The organism is Sphingomonas sp. (genome assembly GCF_025353885.1).
Taxonomy (GTDB): Bacteria; Pseudomonadota; Alphaproteobacteria; order Sphingomonadales; family Sphingomonadaceae; genus Sphingomonas_O.
On the sequence record NZ_JANXNX010000085.1, the window covers coordinates 48,075 to 70,868 of the forward strand.

The window sequence follows — 22,794 nt, forward strand, 5'->3', positions numbered from 1 at the left end:
ACGGAAAATCGTCACCCCGGCGAAGGACGGGGCCTATACGGCTCGCAGAAAACGACTCACCGCAAATCCCATCAATTCCCGCGCTTGCCGCCAGCGGTTCGGCCATCCTTGCGATCATTCGCACCGGGCGCCACGCCAAGCTGCGCCAGTGGCTCGGCATCGGGATCGACCGCCTTGGAACTAACCGACTTATTCTCAACCGGCAGCGAGGCGGTTGCTCCCGGAGCATCAAGACCCGCGGTCCGCCGCACGCTGGTCGCAATGGCGGCCGCCAGCAGGACGATCAGTATAACGGCGGCAAGTCCGGTTACACCGACGCGAATCCGCTGCATCGGCTCTTGCCGGTGATCATGCCGCAACGGGCTTTGGGGACGGTCACGGACCATGAAGCGGAAAATAGGAGCCGCTATCGCTGAAGCCAAGGGAGCACGGGCAACCCTTTCGCCTTTAACCACTCCGCATTGTAAAGCGTTGAGAGATAACGAAAGCCCGTATCGCACAGGATCGTGACGATCGTCTTCCCCGGCCCCAGCTTGCGCGCCAACCTGATCGCGCCCGCGACATTGATGCCCGATGACAGGCCAAGGCACAGCCCCTCGTCACGGAGGAGCGCCGCAACCTGTTCCAGCCCCTCCTCATCGGAGATTCGGAATTGTGTGTCGATCGGCGCGCCTTCCAAATTGGCGGTGATGCGCCCCTGCCCGATCCCCTCGGCCACCGAAGTGCCTTCGGCCTTCAGTTCGCCATGCGCGTAATATTCATAGAGCGCGGCACCGTGCGGGTCGGCCAGTGCGATGACGATCTGCTCGTTCTTTGCCTTCAGCCCCAGGCCGACGCCCGCCAGCGTGCCGCCGGTGCCGACCGCGCAGACGAAGCCGTCGATGCGGCCCTCGGTCTGTGTCCAGATTTCCTCTGCCGTGCCAATAATGTGCGAACGGCGATTGGCGATATTGTCGAACTGGTTCGCCCAGATCGCGCCGTCGGTTTCCTCCGCGATCCGGCGCGAGGTGTGGACGAAATGCCCCGGGTTTGAAAACGGTGCGGCGGGAACCAGAACGAGTTCGGCCCCCAGCGCCCGCAGCGTGTCCATTTTCTCGCGACTCTGCGTTTCGGGCATGACGATAATCGTCTTGTACCCCTTGGCATTGGCGACCAGCGCCAGCCCGATGCCGGTGTTGCCCGCTGTCCCCTCGACGATCGTGCCACCGGGCAGTAGCGCGCCCGATTCCTCGGCGTCGAGGACGATGTGGAGCGCGGCGCGATCCTTTACCGATGCGCCGGGATTCGTGAATTCGCACTTGGCCAGTATCTCGCAGCCTGTCGCTTCGCTTGGTCCGTTCAGCCGGACGAGCGGGGTGTTGCCGATCAGTGATATCGTGTCGCGGGCGATGGTCATGTCCCTCCCTACCCGCGCCGCTTGCCTTCCAGCAAGCAAAGCCCGCTTAACAGTCTGATAGCGGGCGTATGCGCGACCGGCGCAGCGCGATCACGAAAATGGCGACGATCGACATCAGGCCAAGCGGGACCGTGGTCAATTGCATGATCGAGCGGCCGAACAGCGGGACGATCCACACCAGCGCCAGCACCGTCTTTTCATAAGTCAGGAACCCGCGCTCCCGCCCCTCGGCCACCAGAAACGCGATTGCCATGCCGAGCGGCACCAGGTCGTAATCCAGAAGATACGGCGTCGACAGCAATGCCGCCGCGATCACCATCGCATTGCGGACGAACGGGGGCGTTCCGCGTGACACCAGCGCCGCACCTGCGACCGCGATCGCTGTTACCCCGGTCTGTATCCCGTAAGCCAGCGGGATCGATCCGCCCCAGTTGCGAACCGCCGAAAACGCGCTCTGAATCTTCTCCCACCCCGTCGCGCCCTGCTCGATAACGACCGACTGGGTCAGCGGCAGCGAATGGATAAATGCCGCCCATACCGGCCAGCCCCACAGCACTAGCGTCAGCGCGCAGAGAAGCCCCGCCGACGCCAGCGCGCCGCCGATCGCGCGCCAGTGCCAGCCCAACAGCAGCACGACCGGCAGCACCAGCGCGAATTGCGGCTTGTAGATCATGCACCCCAGCAACAGCCCCGCCACGAACGGCCGCCGGTCGAGCAGCAACAGCCCGCCCCCCAGCAAGGCCGCCGTCAGGAAGCCATTGTGCCCATGCCCAAGGCAGACCAGCACGACCGGCGCACCGCAGGCGGCAAGCGTGACGCCCCTGATCGGCAAGATGCGACGCACCGTGGCCAGCGCAATCAGCAGCGTCGTCGCCTGCCACACGATCAGCGCCCAGACATAGGGCATCGTCGCCAGCAGCGCCGCGACGAGGAGGAACGGCGGCGGGTAATGCCAGCCGTAAAAGGGGATGTCGGGCGAGTGATGAACCAACTGCTGCATCGCGAAATGCGCGGGCCAGTTCCAGGCCAGCGGCGCGCGCCCGTCGAGCGCCATCCGCCCCGCCGTCCATACGTTCGAAAAGTCGGTGCCGAGCGGACGCCCGAACGAATCGACTGTCCCATGCGCCGTTGCGAACAGGTAAACGACCATCGCCACCGTCGCGCACAACGACAGAATGGCGAACATTTGCATCCGGGCTGGCGTCAGCCACGCTCCGCGCACCAGTGGATTCGCTGTGTCGATGGCCTTCATCGGGACAATCCTAATCGAAAGCAGCGCAAAAAGTGGTTAATGGCGGTTCCATTGGGTCAATTCACTTGACGCGCAATGCTGCACCCGCGAAATCAGCGGCCCTATGAACAAAGCCCCCGCCCTCGCTGCCCTTGCGGCCCTCCTTTCCCTTGCTGCGTGCAACGGTAAGGCCACTCCCACCGCCGAACAGAACGCCGCCGACGCAGCCAATGCTGTCGAAGCCGCCAAGCCTCCGGTCGAGATGCCACCCTCGGTTGTCGCGACCAAGACCTTCCGCTGCGACGACAACAGCGTCGTCTCGGTTGAATTCTATGTCGGCGACAAGCAGGCCAATCTTCACCCCACTGAAAAGGGTGCGGCCGTCATGCTGCGTGTCGACGAAGCCGGCAAGCCTCTGATTGCAGAGGGTTATTCGCTCGCCGGTGACCAGAAAAAGATCACGCTGGCCATGCCTGCCAAGCCCAGCCAGACTTGCACCAGCTGAACCTGAACGACCGTCCGGCGACCGTGGTGCGTTGCGCACGGTGGCCGGATTGATTATATCGCGGTCAACCGCCCCGGCAGCCGCATCGACCAATCGGTGCGCGCTCGACCGGGGCGTCGCTCTTTATGACGTGAGATGCCGATGACACGCCGCCGCCAAATCTACGAAGGCAAGGCCAAGATCCTTTACGAGGGTCCCGAGCCGGGCACGCTGATCCAGTATTTCAAGGACGATGCGACCGCGTTCAATGCCCAGAAAAAGGGTACGATCAACGGCAAGGGCGTGCTGAACAATCGGATTTCGGAGCATATTTTCACGCTGCTCGGCACAATTGGCATCCCGCACCACTTCATGCGCCGGCTCAACATGCGCGAACAGTTGATCCGGCAGGTCGAGATTATCCCGATCGAAGTCGTGATTCGCAACGTCGCCGCAGGCTCGCTGTCAAAGCGCCTCGGGATCGAGGAGGGGCAGCAATTGCCCCGCACCATCATCGAATATTATTACAAGGACGACGCGCTGGGCGACCCGCTCGTCACCGACGAACACATCGCCTGCTTTGGCTGGGCCAGCCAGGAGGAAATGCATGACATCGCCGACATGGCGATTCGCGTGAACGACTTCATGTGCGGATTGTTCGCCGGGGTCGGCATCAAGCTGGTCGATTTCAAGCTGGAATTCGGTCGTTTGTGGGAAAACGAATACGCCCGCGTCATCCTTGCTGATGAGATCAGCCCCGACGGCTGCCGCCTGTGGGACATGGTCACCAGCGAGAAACTCGACAAGGACCGCTTCCGTCGCGACCTTGGTGGCGAAGTCGAAGCCTATCAGGAAGTCGCACGGCGCCTCGGCCTGTTGCCCGAAGGTGCCGATAACGTCGTCCTCGACCTGGAAACCCAGCGCAAGAAACGCGGCCGGTAGCGCCGGACTTTATGCCGGCGCGCAAACCCCTCACCGTCATCGTCAACAAGGGCGGCGGGGCCGCATCGCGCGCGGGTGATGCGCTGGTCGATCAGGTCGAAGCGGCCTTTGCCGCCGCCGACTGCCCCGTCACCGTCGCAGCCGTCGCGGGGAAAGACATCGCGTCCTGCGTTGAAAAAGCCGCCAAATCGGGCACGGTCGTCGTCGGTGGGGGCGACGGCACCTTGGGGTCGGCCGCAGCGCTGCTTGTCGATACCAAGACGACACTGGGCATCCTGCCGCTGGGAACGCGCAACCACCTCGCCCGCGAACTCGGGATTCCGATGGACCTGCCCGGAGCGGCAAGGATCATCGCCGACGGTCATAAACGCCGGATCGACCTGTCCAGCGTCAATGACCACATTTTTGTCAACAATGCGTCGATCGGGCTGTACCCGGCCATGGTCCGCGCCCGTGAGGATTTGCAGGAGCGTCACGGCCTGCCCAAATGGATCGCCAATCTGCCCGCCGGCTGGCACACGCTCGGCACGCTGCGCCACCATCGGCTGCGCGTTGCGATGGACGGAGCCCCCCGGCCGATCCGCACGCCGCTGCTGTTTGTGGGCAACAATGTCTATTCGCTCGATCTGGGCAAGGTGGGCCAGCGCGATGCGCTCGACGACGGCAAGCTGTCGGTCTTTGCGGTCGCCCCGAACAGCCGCGCCGGGCTGATCGGCTTCGGCCTGCGCGCCATGATTGGCAGGACCGAACCTGGCCGCGATTTCGCCACGGTCGGCGTGTGCGAGACGATGACGCTGTCGGCGCGCGCCAACACGATCGAGGTCGCGACCGATGGCGAGATCCTGCGATTAAAGACGCCGCTGACCTTCAAGGTGCTGCCGCGCGCGCTCGAGGTTTTTGCGGCCTGAGTGGTGCGGCTAACATGGCCCTCGATCGTTAGGCCGCATCGCCCCCGCCCCCGCCCCAAAACCAAATACCGTTTACACGGCCTTAACCATTCCCCGTCTATTCAGAGCCGGAAGACAGTTTTCCGTAAATCAACTCTTGGAGTGGCGATCCCATGCGCATTTATCTGGCCCTTTTGGGTGCAACAGCATTAACCGCATGTGGCGGCAGTGGTCCGACGACGATTGGTGGTACAGCGATCAACAGCGGAGCGGGTGCCGTCGACACATTCGTCACGCCGACCACGCCCAAAACCTATACGGCGCAGGGCGCATTTCAGACTTATAGCTATAATTACACTGAGCGCGTTCACTACAACAAGACGCAGGCCACCGACCCATTGACCGGGATGCCGATGGTCGATGCTTCAGGAAACCCCATTCTCGCGATTGATCCCAACTCGCGGACGATCCTTGGCGTAGCCCAGCAGAACCAGCTTTATGCGGGCAATGCCAGTACCGTGCGCAGCCCCGCGGTGACGGTCACCTACGATCCCCGCAATGCCCAGTTCACGCTGGCGATTGTTGATTATGCCGTTAACCAGTCCATCGTGTTCCAGGATCCGTTGCATCGTACCGATTTTAGCGGCGCACGGACACCGCAGATCGGTGTGCCCAACCTTGAGGTCGGCGACCCGTCGACTTGGCGAACCAAGGGCGTTCAGTATCTGGAGGTCAACAGCGGCGGCACCGCGACGGTCGTCGACAAGACCACCTTTTTCTACGAATTGCCCGGCACGACGACCCAATATGTCACCTATGCCGGCTATGTCCGCAATCATTTCGACGACCCCGTCGAAACCATCGTGGCCGATTCGCCCACGCAGCAGATCGCCGACATCCGGCGGGCGACAAAGCTCGACCGCGGTGCCTTCGTCTTTGGCCAGGTCACGCCGAACAGCTCAGTTCCGACCACGGGATCGGGCACCTTCAACGGCAACATGATCGCATCGATGGTCAATAACCCGGATTTCGACACCAACCGCGCGGCAATGACCTATTTCCAGTGGATTTCGGGAACCGCCAACGTCAACGTCAACTTCCAGTCGGGCGCCGTCACCACGACGCTCAGCGGCACCGTCGGCGCGCCGCTGATCGATCCGTCACCGATCAAGCCATCAACCAACAGCTTCGTCCCGCCGCCGAGCGCGATCGCAGCCGGATCGACCTTCACCGCCACCTCGGCGGGTCGAATCGACCTGGTGACGACGGGCGGCTTTACTGGCACCTTCAACGCAGCCGGCTTCACCGGAGCGGGCGCGCCCAAGCCCGTGGACATCGCCGGAAGTTCGCTCGATGGCGCCTTCTATGGCCCGGCGGCAAACGAGGTCGGTGCATCGTTCCGCATCGTCGGCGGCATCCCCGACCAGCGTGTCGACATCGTCGGTTCGTTCACAGCCAAGGGACCCTGACATGAAGCAGGCCGCCAAGGGCCTGCTACTCGCCGCGACATTGTTCTCACCCGCCCTGGCCCATGCCGAGGCGGTGGCGGGTCACTGTGTCGACGGCGTGTGCCGGGTTACACTCACCGCCGACCAGTTGCTTGCCAAGGCATCGCAACTGGTTGCCGAACGCCAATTCGACCAGGCCCGTCCGATGGTCGCCGCGCTTTCCAACGTTGCCGCGTTCCGAATGCAGACGCATTTCCTGACCGGATTCATCGCGGTTGAAACCGGCGATACCGAAAGCGCGGTTCGCGAATTTCGGGCCGCGCTCGTCGGCAATCCGGGGCAGACACGAATTCGTCTGGAACTCGCCCGCGCGTTGATGATGCAGGGCAACCGCGACGCCGCCGACTATAATTTCCGCCTTGCCGAACAGGATGCAAAGCTTCCGCCGGAAATCCAGGCGACGATCCGCGCGTCTCGCGGACTGCTGCGCGACGGTCGTGACAAGCATCTGTCCTTCGACTTCGGGATCGCGCCCGACACCAATATCACCAACGGCACCAACGCGCAGACCGTCGACCTGGTTTATGGCAACCAGACCGTACCGCTGACGCTCACCGGTAACGCGCGGTCGCGTTCGGGCATTGGCCAGACCGCCAGCCTTTCGGCGGGCATCCGGCACCATGTCGCGGAAAACATCGCGCTGCTGGCCGACGTCGATGGTCAGGGCGTCAATTACAAGGGCCAGAGCGCCGACGATTTTACCGGACAATTCTCGGTCGGACCCGAAATCAAGCTGTCCGATCGCACCGTGATCAGCCTCCAGGGCATCGCCAGCCAGCGCTATTATGGCGGGGAACGGGCGGCGACCCAATTCGGCGGGCGCGCCAATGTCGAACATACCCTCAACGCCGGGCAACGGGTCGGGCTGACAATCGATTCGCGTCATACCGCGTCGGGGTTCAGTCCCGATTATAACGGGTGGACGACGGGTGCCTATGCCACCTACGAACGCGTCGTCATGCGCTCAATGGTCGCCAGCGCAAGCCTGTTCTACCGCACCGAGCGGCTGAAATCGAAAATCTATTCCGATGACGAGATCGGCCTGAACCTGGGCATCGGTGGTGAATTGAAACACGGCATCAATGCCGGCATCTCGGGCGGGATCAGCCACGCCAGCTACAAGGCACCGCTTCTGTCGCTTTCGGCAAATCCTCGTGCCGATTGGCGCTACAATGCCCGCATCTATGCCGGGTTGCGCTCCGTTCGCGTGCTTGGTTTCTCGCCGAGCGTCGCCTATACCTACTCGCGGATCGATTCGTCGATGATCCTGTATCAAAGCAACCGCTCGCGCCTGTCCTTTAATCTGGCCCGCTATTTTTAAGTCGCGCTGGACTTAATCCCACACAAGCCTTGCGGCGACCCTTTGCAAAAGCCATAGGGTGGCCCCCATGAAAACACGCGTCTTCGTGACTCTCAAAACCGGTGTGCTGGACCCGCAGGGCAAGGCCATTCATCACGCCCTTGAAGGGCTGGGCTTTACCGGCGTCAACGACGTTCGACAGGGCAAACTGATTGAGCTCGACCTTGCCGATGGCACCAGCAATGCCGAAATCCAGGCAATGTGCAGCAAATTGCTCGCCAATACAGTGATTGAAAATTTCAGGATCGAGACCGACCAGGCATGAAGTCGGCAGTCATCGTTTTTCCCGGATCGAATTGTGATCGCGACCTTGCGACCGCGCTTCGAGACATTACCGGTGATGCGCCCGCGATGGTGTGGCATGGCGACGCGGTGCTACCCGACGGGCTCGACCTGATCGCGGTACCGGGTGGCTTTTCTTACGGCGACTATCTCCGTTCGGGCGCGATGGCGGCGCGCTCGCCCGTCATGCGCGCCGTGGTCGATGCCGCCGGACAGGGCCGTGCCGTGCTCGGCGTCTGCAACGGTTTCCAGGTGCTGACAGAGGCTGGCCTGCTGCCCGGAGCGCTGATGCGCAATGCCGGGATACGCTTTGTCTGCCGCGATGTCCTGCTGACCGTGGCGAACGCGGAGACCGCTTTTACCGGCCGCTACGAACCGGGCGAACGCATCACCGTCCCCGTCGCGCACCACGATGGCAATTATTTTGCCGATAACGAAACGCTCGATCGGCTGGAGGGCGAAGGCCGCGTCGCGCTGCGTTATGCCGAACCGGTCAACGGCTCGGCGCGTGACATTGCAGGAATCGTCAACGACGCGGGCAATGTGCTCGGGATGATGCCGCACCCCGAACGCGTAGTCGAAAATGCGCATGGCGGCACCGATGGTCGCCGCCTGTTCGAGGGACTGGTCGCCGCGCTGGGCTGAGCCTGTCCTACAGCGCACGGAAAGCCTATTGGGCGTCGATAGCTTTTTTTGGGCCACAGCGTTCGCTAATCCAAACAACCGATAATTTCCGTCTCGCGACCTTTTATTACCGATTTGCTGCGATTCCTGTGACTCTAGACCCGCGCACGGAATGGCGTGAAATCGGTGCCTTCGTCGAAAACATCCACCCCCTCGCTGCGCTTCAGATATCCGACCACGGCATAGGTCAGCGGGGTGAGCAAAATTTCCCAGGCAACTTTCAAGGCCCAGTTGGTGACCATCACCGTCAGCACCAATTCGTGCGTCCACCCCTCGGCGCCCCAGAATGCCAGCGGATAGAAGATCAGGCTGTCGACCCCCTGCCCCACTACTGTCGAACCGATCGTCCGACTCCACAAATGCTTGCCCCGTGTCGCGACCTTCATCTTTGCCATAACGAACGCATTGACCAGCTCGCCCGCCCAGAACGCCGCGCACGACGCCAGCACGATTCGCGGAACCTGGCCGAACACCGCGTCATAGGCTGGCTGGTTGGTCCACCCGGGTGCGGGCGGCAGGCTGGTCACCACCCACGACATGAACGCCATGAAGACCACCGCCGCGAACCCCGCCCACACGCACCGCCGCGCGCGGGCAAATCCATAAACCTCGGTCAGGACGTCGCCGATCAAATACGACAAGGGAAAGAACAAGATTCCCGCACCGAAACTATAGCCCCACAGTGTCGCGACCTTCCCGGCCCCGATGACATTGGACAGCAACAGGATCGCAACGAACGCCGCCATGACGAAATCGAACCAGCGAAACCCGTCGCGTCCGATGGCGGCGGCGCTGATCGCGACGGTTTTACGGGGATCGTTCATTGCAGTAGAGCCTATCGCGTTTTCCCGCTAACGCAAAGCAACGCGCCCGTAGCTCAGTTGGATAGAGCACGAGACTTCTAATCTTGAGGCCAGTGGTTCGAATCCACTCGGGCGCACCAATATCCGGCTAGATTTCAAGCGGCTGAACCGCCTCCTTCAGGAGCCGCTTGACCTGGCGCACGACCGATGGAGCCATCAGGTGTTGATGGACATGTTCATAGCCCTCGCGGACCAGCGCCGTGCGGATTTCGATGGAGGTCCGGCAAGTGCCTTCACGCGCGAGTTCGAAGGCGCGGGCCAAAATGGTGGGCTTTTGCATCTCGGCGCTCCTTTGCTGGGTTTCGCCTTCCTAAAAAAACGGTAAGCACTTGCAACGATTGATTCTGTCCGGTTCCAGACTAAACAAATCGGCTGCTCGCGCGTTCGCGGCTCATGTCTTTCGATTCTATGAACCAAGTCGCGGCCTGGCTCGCCCCTGCTGCGACCATCATCGCAGCCGTGATGACTGCGGCCAACCTCGGCGCGCGGGTAACCGGCTGGGGTTTCATCGTCTTTACCATCGGTTCGGTCTGCTGGAGCCTGGTCGCGATAGGCACCGGCCAGCAGAACCTGCTCCTCACCAATGGTTTCCTGACGCTGGTCAATGGGCTCGGCATCTGGCGCTGGCTTGGGCGACAATCTCGCTACGAAGAAGGCGGGGCCGATGCCGCACGGCGCAGCGCGGTGGCACCGGTGCCGACACTGATTGCGCTGGGATCAATTGCCGGTCGCAAGCTGGTCGATGAAAATGGCGAGGCGCTGGGCACAATCATCGACGGCATGATGCGCTGCTCGGACCGGTCGCTTGCCTATGTTGTCGTCAGCGAAGGAGGCGTCGGTGGGGTCGGAGAACGTTTGCATGCCCTCGACCCTGCCTACCTCACTTTTCGAGATGACAGGATTACGTGCACCCTTGACGCTACGGCGTTGGCAGCGTTGCCAGTCATACCAGCGGGAAAATGGCCAAAGGCAATCGCGACCGCAACGGAAAATCTCCCTGAAATCAGCGACGTACCTGCAACCTATCGGAGTTGACCCCTAGACGTTGGCGGAAAACACGCTATATACCGTTCGGTATGGAACAGGATGTCTGCATCGCATTGCCAAAGGGCAGGCCACGGGAGTTCTGCCTTGATCAGGCCTTGGCCGCGGCGTTGATCGTGTTCTGGCGTCGTGGATACGAGGGCGCGTCGATGACCGAATTGACGGCGGCGATGGGCATTACCAAGCCAAGCCTTTATGCCGCCTTTGGCAATAAAGAAGCATTGTTTCACAAGGCTCTCGATCTTTATGAGCGCGAGAAGCTGGCATATGTCGGTGCAGCGCTGGAGCAACCCACGGCGCGCCTGGTTGCCGAAAAACTGATGCTCGGCACGCTTGAAATGCAGTCTGGCACGTCGGATCCCAAGGGGTGCTTGGCGGTCATCAGTTCGGTAGCCTGTTCCGCCGAGTCGGAATCGATTAAGGCGGACGTCGCGAGCCGGCGTGAATCGTCCACGGCCGCTCTGGTCGCTCGGTTCCAGACGGCGCAGGATAATGGCGAGTTACCCGACGGCCTGGATGCCCGGTCGCTGGCCCGCTATTTGTTAGCCTTGATGCAGGGCATGTCGATCCAAGCCAGCGGGGGCGCAACCTGTGCTGAACTTCGCCAGTTGGTGGACACCATCATGATCGTTTGGCCGACCCGCTAAATTTAATTACTGACCGGTACAAATATCGGTTGACGCAGCGCAATATCTTAATCTATACCGACTGGTATTGAAGTTGCACTCGCCATCGGGTGCGACAGACAAAGGATCTACGTTCATGGCAACACCAAAAACCTGATCCTTCGCGGGGCGTCATAGCCTCCGCTGACGACATAACTGCCAGTGAAGACGTGGCAGCCAATCATCTCAGCCTGAAGAGGGCCCTTTCCAACCTGCCGGTTCGGGAAGCCGATCTTTTGGGTCAATTTGGGGAAAATCACATGGCTTACATGGACACCAGCAACGCCTTCGCCATACCCACGGCTTCGTCAGACCGCGGCAACGCGGTCAGCTTTGCCGATGTCGCGCGATCGACCTTTACGGCACTGGAGTGGAGCGTCATCGCCCTTGCCCGACGGGACAGCCTGGCCAGTCTGAAGACACCGGGTCGCGTGGCCCGGGCGATGGGCTCGCTGTTCGGGCGGGGCACTCAATCCCGCCTGGCGGATCCAAAGCTGGAGGCACTGCGCCGTCTGGCCATTCACGCCTGGCGTCGTGGGTTTGCGCTGCCCGTGTCCGAACTTGAGGAATTCGTTGCCGCGGGTCTCACGATGGACAAGGCCGAAATACTTATTGCCAGCGTCGCCGGTGATCGCATCGCGCCACCCACGCGGAGGAAATCGGCATGAATATGGAAACTCATATCGAGGCCGACCACGATGCCGAGGTCAGGCCCGCGATCGGCAGGTTCAAGCGCCTGTCACCCTGGCAGCGCGTGACGCTGGTCGCGTTGCCGGTCGTCCTCATCGGCACAGTCGGTGCAAAACTCATCAGCGCTCCTGCGCCCGTGGCCGCCCCCCCTCCCCCGATGGTCACGGTCGCGGCACCTCTCATTCGCCAAGTCAGCGAATGGGATGACTATGTCGGTCGCTTTGCCCCCAGCCGCACGGTCGAGATTCGACCGCGCGTGGCTGGCGAAGTGACCGGCATCTTTTTTCATGACGGCGATATCGTTCGCAAGGGGCAGTTGCTGTTTACCATCGATGATCGTCCGTTCGCGGCGGCGGTGGCAGAGGCACGCGCCAATGCGGCCAGCGCATCGAGCGCCCTGGCACTGGCGCGAACCGACCTTAGCCGGGCTAACCGCCTGATCGGCGACGAGGCAATTTCTGCGGGTGAAGTTGATTCGCTGCGGGCCAAGGTGTCGGCTGCCGTTGCCGCGCTTGCCGCCGCGAACGCCCGGGTCCGGGCAAGGTCGCTTGACGTCGAGTTTACCCGGGTGCGCGCGCCGATCGGGGGCCGGATTTCGGATCGTCGCGTCGATGCAGGCAACCAGGTCGCGGGCGGCGAAGGCACCGGTGGGACGGTATTGACCACGATCAACGCACTCGATCCGATCTATTTCAACTTTGACGGGTCGGAAGCCCTATACCTGAAGAACCAGCGCGCCAGACAGCCGGGGGCCATCCCGGCATCGGTCGAAATCCAGTTGCAGGATGAAACCGAACACCGGTGGAAGGGAAAGCTCGACTTCACCGACAATGGTCTCGACCAGCGGTCGGGCACGATCCGGGGCCGCGCCATCCTCGCCAATCCCGGTTATTTCCTGACGCCTGGTATGTTCGGCAACATGCGCCTAGCCAGCGGCGCGAAGTCCGATGCCCTGCTGGTCCCCGATGCGTCGGTCCAGACCGACCAGGCGCGAAAGGTCGTACTGACTGTCGATTCGAAGGGGCAGGTTGTCGCCAAGCCAGTGACTACCGGTCCGGTCGTCGACGGACTGCGCGTCATTCGTTCGGGGCTGAACGTCAATGATCGGATCGTGATCACCGGTATCCAGTTTGCCGCACCGGGTTCCCAGGTCAGGACTCGTGTCGGCAAATATTCTGCCGAAGCTGGTCCCGCCGCCAGCGGTGCATCTGTGCCGACCCCCGGCGAAGCCACGCTCGGCGCACGCTAACTCCTCTACCCAAGGGATAACCCGATGCGGTTCTCACGCTTTTTCATCACGCGGCCCATTTTTGCCGCGGTGATCGCGATTGTCATCACGATCATCGGTGCGGTGGCCTATTTCACGCTGCCGATTTCGCAATATCCCGACATCGTGCCGCCAACGGTCACGGTTACGGCAGGTTATCCCGGTGCCTCCGCCGAAACCGTTGCAGAAACCGTGGCTGCCCCGATCGAGCAAGAAATCAACGGCGTCGACAACATGCTGTACCAGTCGTCGAACTCAACCGGCGATGGCAATGTCACGATCACGGTGACGTTCAAGATCGGCACCGATCTCGATGCGGCGCAGGTCCTCGTCCAGAACCGCGTTGCCATTGCGGTGCCCCGCCTGCCCGAGGAAGTTCAGCGGCTCGGCATCGTCACGCGCAAGACTTCGCCCGATTTCCTGATGGTCGTCAATCTGGTGTCGCCCGACAACTCGCTGGATCGCGGCTATGTCTCCAACTATGCGCTGACCCAGGTGCGCGACCGCTTGAGCCGCATCGACGGTGTCGGTGACGTTCGCTTGTTCGGATCGCGTGACTATTCGATGCGGGTCTGGATCGATCCGGGCCGCGCCGCCGCCCTCGACCTGACGGCTGGTGAAATCGTTGCCGCCCTGCGAGCGCAGAATGTCCAGGTGTCGGCGGGCACCCTCGGCCAGCCTCCCTATGCCACCGGCAACGCGTTCCAGGTCAACGTAGAGACCCAGGGTCGCCTGACCGACCCCGCTCAATTTGCCGATGTCGTCATACGCACCGACGCTGATGGGCGGCAGGTGAAGGTTTCCGATGTTGCCCGTGTCGAACTGGGATCGCAGGACTATAACGTAAACACCTATCTCAGTGGCAAGCCGACCGTCGTGCTCGGGGTGTTCCAGCGCCCGGGATCGAATGCGCTGGCCGCAGCTGCGGGTATCAACACCGCCATGGAGACCATGTCGAAGCGTTTCCCCAAGGGCCTCGCTTATTCGGTGATCTACAATCCGACCGAATTCATCTCCCAGTCGATCGATGCGGTGAAGCATACCTTGTTTGAGGCCGTCATCCTGGTGGTGCTCGTTATTCTGGTCTTCCTCCAGAAATGGCGCGCGGCGATCATACCGGTCATCGCCATCCCGGTTTCCCTGATCGGGACCTTCGCCGTGCTGTCAGCCGCCGGCTATTCGCTCAACAACCTGTCGTTGTTCGGCCTGGTGCTCGCCATCGGCATCGTTGTCGATGACGCGATCGTCGTGGTCGAAAATGTCGAGCGCAATCTGGAAGGGGGCCTGTCCCCGCTCGAAGCCGCGCGCACGTCAATGGACGAGGTTTCGGGCGCACTTGTCGCAATTGTGCTGGTGTTGTTCGCAGTGTTCGTGCCGACGATCTTCCTGACCGGCCTGTCGGGCGCCTTTTATCGTCAGTTTGCCGTGACCATTTCGACCGCCACGGCAATCTCGCTGGTCCTGTCACTGACACTGTCACCGGCACTGGCCGCGATCTTGCTGAAGCCGACCGAACACGCCGACACCGGTGGCCCAATCAAGCGCTTCTTCCGCCGGGTCGGTGACAGGTTCAACGATGGCTTCGAGCGCCTGGGACACAGCTATGCCCGACTAACCCGCCGGCTGGTCAATGCGCCCCGCAAGATGATGACCGCTTATGCCGCACTGATCGCGCTGACTGCGGTAATTTTCATGATTACGCCCAGTGGCTTCGTGCCAGCGCAGGACCAGGGGTATTTTCTGACGATCATCAAACTGCCCGCCGGTGCCTCGGTCGAGCGGACCGATGCCGTCATGCGAAAGGTCGCCAAGCGCATCCTGCCGCTGGCCGGCGTCAAGGGAGCGGTCATGCTCGCCGGGTTCGATGGGCCTTCGCAAACGCTCGCCCCGAATTCCGCAGCCGCCTATATTCCGCTCAAGAGCTTTGAGGAGCGCGCCAAACTGGGTGTAACGCTCGGCAGCATCATGGGGGAGGCGGAGAAGGCCACCTCCGATATCGACGAAGCCGTTCTACTGCTGGTGCCACCACCGCTCATTCAGGGCATCGGCTCGGCGGGTGGTTATCGCATGATGCTGCAGGACCAGTCCGGCAATGGTTATGCCGCGCTCAACAAGACCGCGCAGGACCTGATCGCAAAGGCCAATCAGACCAGGGGTCTGGCGAGGATCTATACTTTCTTCGAAGCATCGACGCCGCGCATCTTTGCCAATATCGACCGGGCAAAGGCCAATTTGCTGGGTGTACCGCCTGAACGCGTGTTCGAAGCGTTGCAGGTCTATCTTGGGTCGGCATTCGTCAACGACTTCAACCTGCTGGGTCGAACCTATCGCGTGACGGCCCAGGCCGATGCTCCGTTTCGCAACACGACCGCCGACATCGCAAACCTGAAGACCCGGTCGAATTCGGGGGCGATGGTGCCGATCGGTTCGGTCGCGACATTCAGCGATAAGACCGGACCGTATCGCGTCGAGCGTTACAATCTGTCGCCTGCGGTCGACATCAATGGCGACACCGCGCCCGGTTTCTCGTCAGGACAATCGCTGGCAACGATGGACAAGCTGGCCGACGCCACCCTGCCCAGCGGATACAGTCACGAATGGACCGACATCGCCTATCAGCAGCAGGCAGCGGGCAGCACGGCCGGCCTGGTCTTCCTGCTGGCGGTGGTGTTCGTCTTCCTGGTGCTGGCGGCGCAATATGAGAGCGTGACGCTGCCGCTGGCGATCATCATGATCGTGCCGATGTGCCTGCTGGCGGCGATGACCGGCGTCAATTTGCGCGGGATGGACAACAACGTCCTGACGCAGATCGGGCTGGTGGTGCTGATCGCCCTGGCCGCCAAGAACGCCATTCTGGTGGTCGAATTTGCCAAGCAGGCCGAGGAAGAGGACGGTATGTCGCCCGTTGAAGCCGCCATCCACGCGGCACAGTCGCGCCTGCGTCCGATCCTGATGACCAGCTTTGCCTTCATCCTCGGCACGTTGCCGTTGGTGATCGCGACGGGGGCCGGGTCCGAACTGCGCCAGGCACTCGGCACAGCAGTGTTCTTCGGGATGATCGGCGTCACCGCGTTCGGACTGTTGTTCACGCCGACATTCTATGTGGTCTGCCGCGCTCTCGGTTTGCGTTTTGCGCGCAAGCCCAAAGTTCAGCCCGCCATTCTTCAGCCCGCCGAATAGGAGCGGCCCGTTATGAAACATACATTCTGGCTCACATCGCTGTCGGCACTGGCACTATCGGCCTGCGCCGCTGGTCCTGATTACGTGGCACCCCTGCCCGCGCCCAAGTCGGCCGGTCCGTTCATCGGGGCGGCAAACCCGGCGGTTGCCGCCGGGCCGACAACCGAACTCTGGTGGCGGCTCTATGACGACCCGGTCCTCGATGGGCTGGTCAGCGATGCCCTGGCGGCAAACACCGACATTCGCGTGGCCGTCGCCCGGCTCGACAAGGCGCGCGCTTCGCTGCGCGGGGCGCGGTCGGAGCGGCTGCCACAGACCAATATCGGCGCAAGCGGAACGCGCGGGCGAAACGCTGAGGAACAGACCTTTCCGGGGGCCGACCGCAATGGGTCGTCGTTCGATGTCGGGCTCGACATTTCCTATGAACTGGATTTGTCGGGCCGGGTCAGCCGCAACATCGAGGCTGCGCGCGGTGACGTGAAAGCCGCCGACGCCGACGCCGATGCGGTCCGGGTCGCCATCGTCTCGGCAACCACGCGCGCCTATGTCGATGCCGCCTCTTCGGCAGAACGACTGGGCGTCGCCAATCGGGTCGTAGCGCTGCTCGACAAGTCGGCCACGCTGACGGCCAAGCGGGCCGATGCCGGGCGCGCATCGCGGCTGGAGGTGGTCCGGACCCAGACCCTACGCGACCAGCGCACCGCCCTGGTCCCGGCGATCGAGGCCGAGCGCCAGGCGTCGCTGTTCAGGCTCGCCACGCTCACGGGCCGGACGCCGCAGGAATTGCCACTCTTGGCATCGGCTCGGACGACGACGCCGCGCATGGGGCAACCGATACCGGTCGGCGATGGCGCGATGCTGCTCATGCGACGCCCCGACGTCCGCGCCGCTGAACGCCGGTTGGCCGCCGCAACCGCGCGGATCGGTGTCGCCACGGCAGACCTCTACCCGCGTATATCGCTGGGCGGGTCGGTCGGATCAAACGCATCGAGTCTGGGCGACCTGTTCGGCGGCGGCGCGCTGCGATTCCTGATCGGCCCCCTGATCAGCTGGTCGTTTCCCAACGTCAGCGCCGCCCGCGCACGGATAGCAGCAAGCGAAGCCGATGCGCGCGAAGCCCTCGCCCGTTTCGACGGGGTGGTGCTGACCGCGCTCGAGGAGACCGAAACTGCTCTGTCCAACTACACGCATGAGATCGAGCGACACGCGGCACTCCAGGCGGCACAAGACGGGGCTGCCACGGCGTCGCGCATTACCCATGCCCGTCAGCGCGAGGGACAGATCGATTTCCTGAATGTGCTGGATGCCGACCGGACATCTGCCGATGCCGAAGCCGATCTAGCTGCGTCCGATGCCCGGATCGCGCAGGCGCAAGTCGAATTGTTTCGCGCGCTGGGTGGCGGTTGGGAAAAACACCCAACCGCGTCCTGATCTATTTCATCTTGGTCGAGCTGGTCCGGCGAACCGGACCCGTCAGGACCTTCGATCCATAGGCCTTGGCAACTGCGGCTGCGCCTTCGCCATTCATCAGAACGACGCGCGTGCCGCCCGAAAGCAACTTTTCGATCGCGCTGATCGTGGCCTTTTGCTTGGCGCACGTGGCGACGACATGGTCGTGATCGGCGTCGATGTTGAGTGCGCGTGACATCAATGTTTTCCTTTTCCGTCGTTATTGAGATTATCTTCGACGCGACCGGATTGGCCCGTCTCCGCTATCGCAGCGTTTAACACGGCAGCGTTATAGAGTTTCTTCACGATAGTCGCGCCCTGAAGCGTTTTGGCCAGGCAGGTTCTGGGTATCGGTTCCACATTTAACGGACTTTCAGAATGATCATGGCTTTGTTCAGTTTACCCATGTCGGCGAGTGCGAGCCCAGCGCCACCGCCGGGCTGTCCCAACTCAATATCGAGCCATCAACGGCGATGGGTGAGCGCATCCTGAGCGCCGGTCCCCAAGTGGTGCGCTCAACCTCGTCGCCTAAATCTCCTGCATCGTCTTTGCGAAACTCATTTTCGCTAGGATTGGCTCGGTTGCTGCACAACAAATGCGCCGTTCGTGCCAGCGAAAGGCTTGCCTGCAGAAGCGGTTCGCCGCGAAGTCTCGCGGCCACACCTCGGATTGCGGCCGCGGCCATGAGATAGCCAGTAGCCTGATCAAGCGCCTGAACTGGCAGCGATATCGGCGCGTCCGAGGAACGCCACGCCATGCCTTGGGACGTAATACCGCAGGAAAACTGCACAAGACTGTCAAACCCGCGCCGCGTCGCATATGGCCCCGAATGGCCATAAGCATTAAGTGATACGTCGATGAGACCGGGGCGTATGGCTTGCCGTGCGCTGGTTCCCAGCCCAAGCCGCTCCAGTGCATCGGCGCGATAGCCGTGAACCAAGATATCAGCTTCAGATAGCAGCCGCTCAAATGTGCTGCGTCCTTCTACATCGTGCAGGTCGAGCCGAGCGCAGCGTTTGCCGACAGTGACTTCAGGGATCACCCCCGGCTCGTCCCAGCTCGGCGGATCAATCCGCAGGACCTGTGCCCCGTATCCCGCGAGGAAGCGCGTCGCGACTGGCCCAGCCAACACCCTGGTCAGATCGAGGACGCGAAGTCCCGCCAACGGACGCTCACGGCTTGGTCGCCATTTGAAACTCGGACTTACCAGCGGTGCACGATCCCAGAGGACCAACGGTTCGGAGGAGACGGCGCGGCCTTGCGGATGTGTCAGCCACTCCTCACCCGTTCGCAGCATCGCGGCACAGCCGCCTTCCGCCACCACGGAATGCTCAAGATCGCTGCCGGTCCATCTATGAACGGCGCTGACAACTCCGTCGCGATCTTCGGCGCAGCCCAGCACGCGAAGCGCCGCCGCTTTGTGATGTGGGGCATTGGTATGTAATTTAATCCATCCATCGCGCGTGCGATAGTCACCGGCGATTGAGTCCCAAGGCGAGGGGAGGTCCCATCCCTGAGGGCGGATTGAAAAGCCGAACCACAATGATGCCAAGCGAGAGTCGATGGTGACATCTGCCAGTTTCCCGGCGGCACTCATAAGGTCAGCTAGTGCGAGGCCCGCCGCAGAGATAGACGCCACCGCAAGTTCGGTGACGGGAAAGCACGATGGTAGAGTGTATTCGCCAATGAAGCGCGAACGGCCAACAATATCTGAGCCTAGCCCCAAAGCCGCCACAATCTCGCTCTGCATCGCCCGTGCTGCGTCTCTATCCATTACGACCGTGAGACCAGTTCGCCGACCTTGAAGTGCTTATTCAACCGTGGACCGGACATCCTATTTCCTCAAGGACGATGGCTATTCCCTCAGGGACGATGGTGGCCGAGTGCGATCCACCGACCGACCGCGGTTATTGTCCCTTTGCAGCCTTATTGACGGCGGCGCGCTCCGACGTGTCTTCAATCTGGAAAGCCATCGTGTCCCACGCTTCGGCAGCGCGTTCGTGCATCGCGCGGCGCTGCGGGAGAGTCGTTGCAGCGGCGGCAGCGCGCTCGGCGGTGGCGCGATCGCGAAGAATAGTGGCTTGGTCCAAAGCAAACTCCATTCGTGTGAGTTGTGAATTTTCGGCAGTCAAGCAGTTCCATACAGGTTTGTCGCAAAAATGCCACGGCAATTGTCTGTGAATATTTACCGGCGCCGGGAACGCTATCGCAGGCTCGCGGTTAAATCTTTGTTCTCAGGAGCTTATCATGTCCGACCACGAATTCCACGCGTTCGACGACGCGCCTCCCTCGACGTCCAAAAAACTCGACGGGCAGGACGCTGCGACTGCTTCGCTAATTGAGCCCAAGGGTAGTGCCATCCTTGGACGAGCGGCGACGATCAACCGACCTAGTGCTGAACTTTATGCCTATTGGCGTGATTTCTCCAATCTTGCGATGTTCATGGAAAATGTCGAGCGCATCGACGTGCTAGACGCCAATCGATCACACTGGGTCGTCAAGGCTCCCGCCGGCAAGACCGTCGAATGGGATGCACTCGTCACCGAAGATATCGAGGGGCAGGCAATCGCCTGGGCCTCTGCCGAGGGCGCCGATGTCGCCAACAGCGGGCGCGTCGAATTCGCCGATGCCGGACCCCGTGGAACGGTTGTCAATGTGACGATCAACTACGACCCGCCCGCAGGAACGATCGGCAAGATCATTGCCAAGATGTTCCAGCGCGAGCCTTTCATCCAGGCACGTCGCGACCTGCGCCGTTTCAAGCAGCTGATGGAAACCGGTGAAATATCGACCAACGTTCGCAACTTGGCGACGCTCGAAAAAGAAAAGGACTGACTGCGATGCGCGCACTTGCCTGGCACGGAAAGCACGACGTTCGCGTCGATACCGTCGATGATCCCGACATTGTTAATCCTCGCGACGCCATCATCAAGGTCACGTCGACTGCCATATGCGGTTCCGACCTGCACCTTTACGACGGGTATATCCCGACGATGAAAGCAGGCGACATTCTTGGTCATGAATTCATGGGCGAAGTTGTCGAGGTCGGCCCCAAATCCACGTTGCAAAAGGGCCAGCGCGTCGTCGTGCCTTTCACCATTGCCTGTGGCACCTGCTACCATTGCGGCAAGCAGCAATATTCGGCGTGCGACAACGGCAACCCTGCCGACAATCAGGATATTGCCGAAAAGCTGTACGGCCATCCGATGTCGGGACTCTTCGGCTATAGCCATATGACCGGCGGCTACTCGGGTGGCCAGGCGGAATATGTGCGCGTCCCATTTTCCGATGTCGGCCCGATCGTGATTCCCGATGGCATCGACGACGACAAGGTGCTGTTCCTGTCGGACATCCTGCCGACCGGCTGGCAGGCCGCCGAGAATGCCGATATCGAACCGGGTGATACGGTTGCGGTCTGGGGTTGCGGTCCAGTTGGGCTGTTTGCGATCCAGTCGGCATTCCTGCAGGGCGCGGACCGCGTCATCGCCATCGACCATTTTCCACGTCGGTTGGAACTGGCGCGCAACTTCGGCGCGGAAACGATCAACTTCGAGGAAACCGAAACCTACGAGGCACTTATGCAGATGACTGGCGGCGTGGGGCCGGACGCGTGCATCGACGCCGTGGGCCTGGAGGCGCACGGCTTTTTCGTCGACAACGTCGTCGACCAGATCAAGGCATCAACCTTCCTTGGCACCGATCGCATTCATTCGATCCGCCAGGCAATCGTTGCCTGCCGCAAGGGCGGCCGCGTCTCGATGCCGGCGGTCTATGGCGGTATCGTCGATAAATTCCCGCTTGGTGCCTTCATGGAAAAAGGCCTGACGATGAAGACCGGCCAGACCCATGTGCAGCGTTACCTACCTGCGCTGCTGGCTGCGATCATCGATGGCAAGATCGATACGACCTTCCTGATAAGCCACCTCCTGCCACTCGAGCAGGCCGCCGAGGGCTACAAGATTTTCCACGACAACCAGAATGAGGCCACAAAGGTTGTGCTGAAACCCGGCATGGTCTCGGTCTGACAGGAGAACGAACAATGACCGAGAAATTTGCAATCATAACCGGCGCGTCGACCGGGATCGGTTTTGAACTTGCCCATCTCGCGGTCGACAACGGCTATGAACTGCTGGTCGTTGCCGACGAAGCCCTGATCAACGATGCCGCCGCCGACTTCAGGCGCAAGGGGGCCGAGGTGCAGGCAATCGAGCTCGACTTGTCGACGATCGATGGCGTCGACCAGCTTCTGGCTGCCGTCGACGGCCGTCGGGTCGACTTGCTCTGCGCCAATGCCGGCCATGGCCTGGGCCACGCGTTCCTCGATCAGGACACCGACGATTGGCGCCACGTCATCGACACCAATATTACCGGAACGCTCTATCTCGTGCAGAATGTCTTGAGGGACATGATCGTCCGTGACGACGGCAAAATCCTTGTCACCGGATCGATCGCCGGGTTTATTCCGGGTAGCTTTCAGGCCGTGTATAACGGATCAAAGGCGTTCGTAGATAGCTTCACTGATGCCCTTCGCAACGAAATCAAGGAGGCCAAGGGCATTACCATCACAACGTTGATGCCGGGCCCGGTCGAAACCGAATTTTTCGAACGTGGCGATATGCTCGACACGTCGGTTGGCGCAAATCCTAGCAAATCGGACCCCGCCGACGTTGCCAAGGATGGCTGGGACGCGCTGTTTGCCGGCAAGGCCAGCGTCGTCTCAGGCTGGAAAAACAAGATTCAGGCCGCGCTTGCCCATGTCACTCCGGCAGCGATCCTTGCCGAGCAGCACCGCAAGATGGCCGAACCCGGCACGGCCAACGATTGATGACTGAAGGTTCAGGCGTGTTATAGCGACCGAAGAT

General features: G+C 61.6%; 24 protein-coding genes and 1 tRNA gene. 17 read left to right on the top strand and 8 right to left on the bottom strand.

The window, feature by feature from the left end; genetic code table 11:
• Nucleotides 1-71 precede the first annotated feature (71 nt).
• The 3 genes from Q0R02_RS09595 to Q0R02_RS09605 form a co-directional block, all read right to left on the bottom strand.
• On the bottom strand, nucleotides 72-332 hold the full coding sequence (locus tag Q0R02_RS09595) for a hypothetical protein (RefSeq protein WP_293882835.1): 261 nt from the start codon (nucleotides 330-332) through the stop codon (nucleotides 72-74).
• A 74-nt stretch (nucleotides 333-406) separates the two neighbouring features.
• On the bottom strand, nucleotides 407-1,396 hold the full coding sequence (locus tag Q0R02_RS09600) for a cysteine synthase A (RefSeq protein ID WP_293882837.1): 990 nt from the start codon (nucleotides 1,394-1,396) through the stop codon (nucleotides 407-409).
• A 46-nt stretch (nucleotides 1,397-1,442) separates the two neighbouring features.
• Nucleotides 1,443-2,648: a glycosyltransferase family 87 protein gene (locus tag Q0R02_RS09605; RefSeq protein WP_293882839.1), complete on the bottom strand. Its 1,206-nt coding sequence runs from the start codon at nucleotides 2,646-2,648 to the stop codon at nucleotides 1,443-1,445.
• Nucleotides 2,649-2,751: 103 nt separating this feature from the next.
• Between Q0R02_RS09605 and Q0R02_RS09610 the strand changes: the two genes are divergently transcribed.
• From Q0R02_RS09610 to purQ, 7 genes are all read left to right on the top strand, one after another.
• Nucleotides 2,752-3,132, top strand: coding sequence for a hypothetical protein (locus Q0R02_RS09610; RefSeq protein WP_293882841.1), 381 nt, complete (start codon nucleotides 2,752-2,754; stop codon nucleotides 3,130-3,132).
• 141 nt (nucleotides 3,133-3,273) lie between these two features.
• Complete coding sequence (purC, locus tag Q0R02_RS09615; protein WP_293882844.1) at nucleotides 3,274-4,053, top strand: phosphoribosylaminoimidazolesuccinocarboxamide synthase; 780 nt, start codon at nucleotides 3,274-3,276, stop codon at nucleotides 4,051-4,053.
• Between the two features lie 11 nt (nucleotides 4,054-4,064).
• Nucleotides 4,065-4,961, top strand: coding sequence for a diacylglycerol kinase family protein (locus Q0R02_RS09620; RefSeq protein WP_293882847.1), 897 nt, complete (start codon nucleotides 4,065-4,067; stop codon nucleotides 4,959-4,961).
• 152 nt (nucleotides 4,962-5,113) lie between these two features.
• Nucleotides 5,114-6,409 carry a transferrin-binding protein-like solute binding protein gene (locus Q0R02_RS09625; protein ID WP_293882850.1) on the top strand — a complete coding sequence of 432 codons (1,296 nt, stop codon included), beginning with the start codon at nucleotides 5,114-5,116 and terminating at the stop codon, nucleotides 6,407-6,409.
• A gap of 1 nt (nucleotide 6,410) precedes the next feature.
• On the top strand, nucleotides 6,411-7,769 hold the full coding sequence (locus Q0R02_RS09630) for a porin family protein (RefSeq protein WP_293882852.1): 1,359 nt from the start codon (nucleotides 6,411-6,413) through the stop codon (nucleotides 7,767-7,769).
• Between the two features lie 67 nt (nucleotides 7,770-7,836).
• Nucleotides 7,837-8,073, top strand: coding sequence for a phosphoribosylformylglycinamidine synthase subunit PurS (gene purS / locus Q0R02_RS09635; RefSeq protein WP_293882855.1), 237 nt, complete (start codon nucleotides 7,837-7,839; stop codon nucleotides 8,071-8,073).
• Entirely contained in the window at nucleotides 8,070-8,735 is a 666-nt protein-coding gene (purQ, locus tag Q0R02_RS09640; protein ID WP_293882858.1) for a phosphoribosylformylglycinamidine synthase subunit PurQ, read from the top strand. The genes purS and purQ overlap by 4 nt, the downstream gene beginning before the upstream one ends.
• A gap of 134 nt (nucleotides 8,736-8,869) precedes the next feature.
• Here purQ and Q0R02_RS09645 read toward each other — a convergent pair whose 3' ends face one another.
• A complete protein-coding gene (locus Q0R02_RS09645) occupies nucleotides 8,870-9,598 on the bottom strand; it encodes a queuosine precursor transporter (protein WP_293882861.1) in 729 nt (242 codons plus the stop codon).
• Nucleotides 9,599-9,640: 42 nt separating this feature from the next.
• Here Q0R02_RS09645 and Q0R02_RS09650 point away from each other — a divergent pair.
• Nucleotides 9,641-9,717 (top strand) — tRNA-Arg (locus tag Q0R02_RS09650).
• A gap of 8 nt (nucleotides 9,718-9,725) precedes the next feature.
• Here Q0R02_RS09650 and Q0R02_RS09655 read toward each other — a convergent pair.
• Nucleotides 9,726-9,917 (bottom strand): hypothetical protein, encoded by a 192-nt coding sequence (locus Q0R02_RS09655; protein WP_293882863.1) that lies wholly within the window; start codon nucleotides 9,915-9,917, stop codon nucleotides 9,726-9,728.
• Between the two features lie 128 nt (nucleotides 9,918-10,045).
• Here Q0R02_RS09655 and Q0R02_RS09660 point away from each other — a divergent pair, with 128 nt between their 5' ends.
• From Q0R02_RS09660 to Q0R02_RS09685, 6 genes are all read left to right on the top strand, one after another.
• A complete protein-coding gene (locus Q0R02_RS09660; protein WP_293882866.1) occupies nucleotides 10,046-10,672 on the top strand; it encodes a PRC-barrel domain-containing protein in 627 nt (208 codons plus the stop codon).
• 41 nt (nucleotides 10,673-10,713) lie between these two features.
• Entirely contained in the window at nucleotides 10,714-11,328 is a 615-nt protein-coding gene (locus Q0R02_RS09665; protein ID WP_293882869.1) for a TetR/AcrR family transcriptional regulator, read from the top strand.
• A 278-nt stretch (nucleotides 11,329-11,606) separates the two neighbouring features.
• On the top strand, nucleotides 11,607-12,014 hold the full coding sequence (locus tag Q0R02_RS09670) for a hypothetical protein (RefSeq protein WP_293882871.1): 408 nt from the start codon (nucleotides 11,607-11,609) through the stop codon (nucleotides 12,012-12,014).
• A gap of 2 nt (nucleotides 12,015-12,016) precedes the next feature.
• Nucleotides 12,017-13,285 carry an efflux RND transporter periplasmic adaptor subunit gene (locus Q0R02_RS09675; RefSeq protein ID WP_293882939.1) on the top strand — a complete coding sequence of 423 codons (1,269 nt, stop codon included), beginning with the start codon at nucleotides 12,017-12,019 and terminating at the stop codon, nucleotides 13,283-13,285.
• A gap of 24 nt (nucleotides 13,286-13,309) precedes the next feature.
• Complete coding sequence (locus Q0R02_RS09680) at nucleotides 13,310-16,483, top strand: efflux RND transporter permease subunit (protein ID WP_293882873.1); 3,174 nt, start codon at nucleotides 13,310-13,312, stop codon at nucleotides 16,481-16,483.
• A gap of 12 nt (nucleotides 16,484-16,495) precedes the next feature.
• Complete coding sequence (locus Q0R02_RS09685) at nucleotides 16,496-17,914, top strand: TolC family protein (RefSeq protein ID WP_293882875.1); 1,419 nt, start codon at nucleotides 16,496-16,498, stop codon at nucleotides 17,912-17,914.
• A gap of 1 nt (nucleotide 17,915) precedes the next feature.
• Here the strand turns inward: Q0R02_RS09685 and Q0R02_RS09690 are convergent, their stop codons facing one another.
• From Q0R02_RS09690 to Q0R02_RS09700, 3 genes are all read right to left on the bottom strand, one after another.
• The gene (locus Q0R02_RS09690) at nucleotides 17,916-18,131 is read right to left on the bottom strand and encodes a hypothetical protein (protein WP_293882878.1); all 216 of its coding nucleotides are present in this window, start codon (nucleotides 18,129-18,131) and stop codon (nucleotides 17,916-17,918) included.
• A 195-nt stretch (nucleotides 18,132-18,326) separates the two neighbouring features.
• Nucleotides 18,327-19,667, bottom strand: coding sequence for a CoA transferase (locus Q0R02_RS09695; RefSeq protein WP_293882881.1), 1,341 nt, complete (start codon nucleotides 19,665-19,667; stop codon nucleotides 18,327-18,329).
• 172 nt (nucleotides 19,668-19,839) lie between these two features.
• The gene (locus Q0R02_RS09700; protein ID WP_293882884.1) at nucleotides 19,840-20,022 is read right to left on the bottom strand and encodes a hypothetical protein; all 183 of its coding nucleotides are present in this window, start codon (nucleotides 20,020-20,022) and stop codon (nucleotides 19,840-19,842) included.
• Nucleotides 20,023-20,179: 157 nt separating this feature from the next.
• Between Q0R02_RS09700 and Q0R02_RS09705 the strand changes: the two genes are divergently transcribed.
• From Q0R02_RS09705 to Q0R02_RS09715, 3 genes are read left to right on the top strand one after another with little or no spacing between them, the layout of a single operon-like run.
• Nucleotides 20,180-20,767 (top strand): SRPBCC family protein, encoded by a 588-nt coding sequence (locus Q0R02_RS09705; RefSeq protein ID WP_293882887.1) that lies wholly within the window; start codon nucleotides 20,180-20,182, stop codon nucleotides 20,765-20,767.
• Nucleotides 20,768-20,772: 5 nt separating this feature from the next.
• Entirely contained in the window at nucleotides 20,773-21,957 is a 1,185-nt protein-coding gene (locus Q0R02_RS09710) for a zinc-dependent alcohol dehydrogenase (protein WP_293882889.1), read from the top strand.
• A gap of 14 nt (nucleotides 21,958-21,971) precedes the next feature.
• On the top strand, nucleotides 21,972-22,757 hold the full coding sequence (locus tag Q0R02_RS09715; protein ID WP_293882891.1) for an SDR family oxidoreductase: 786 nt from the start codon (nucleotides 21,972-21,974) through the stop codon (nucleotides 22,755-22,757).
• Nucleotides 22,758-22,794 lie beyond the last annotated feature (37 nt).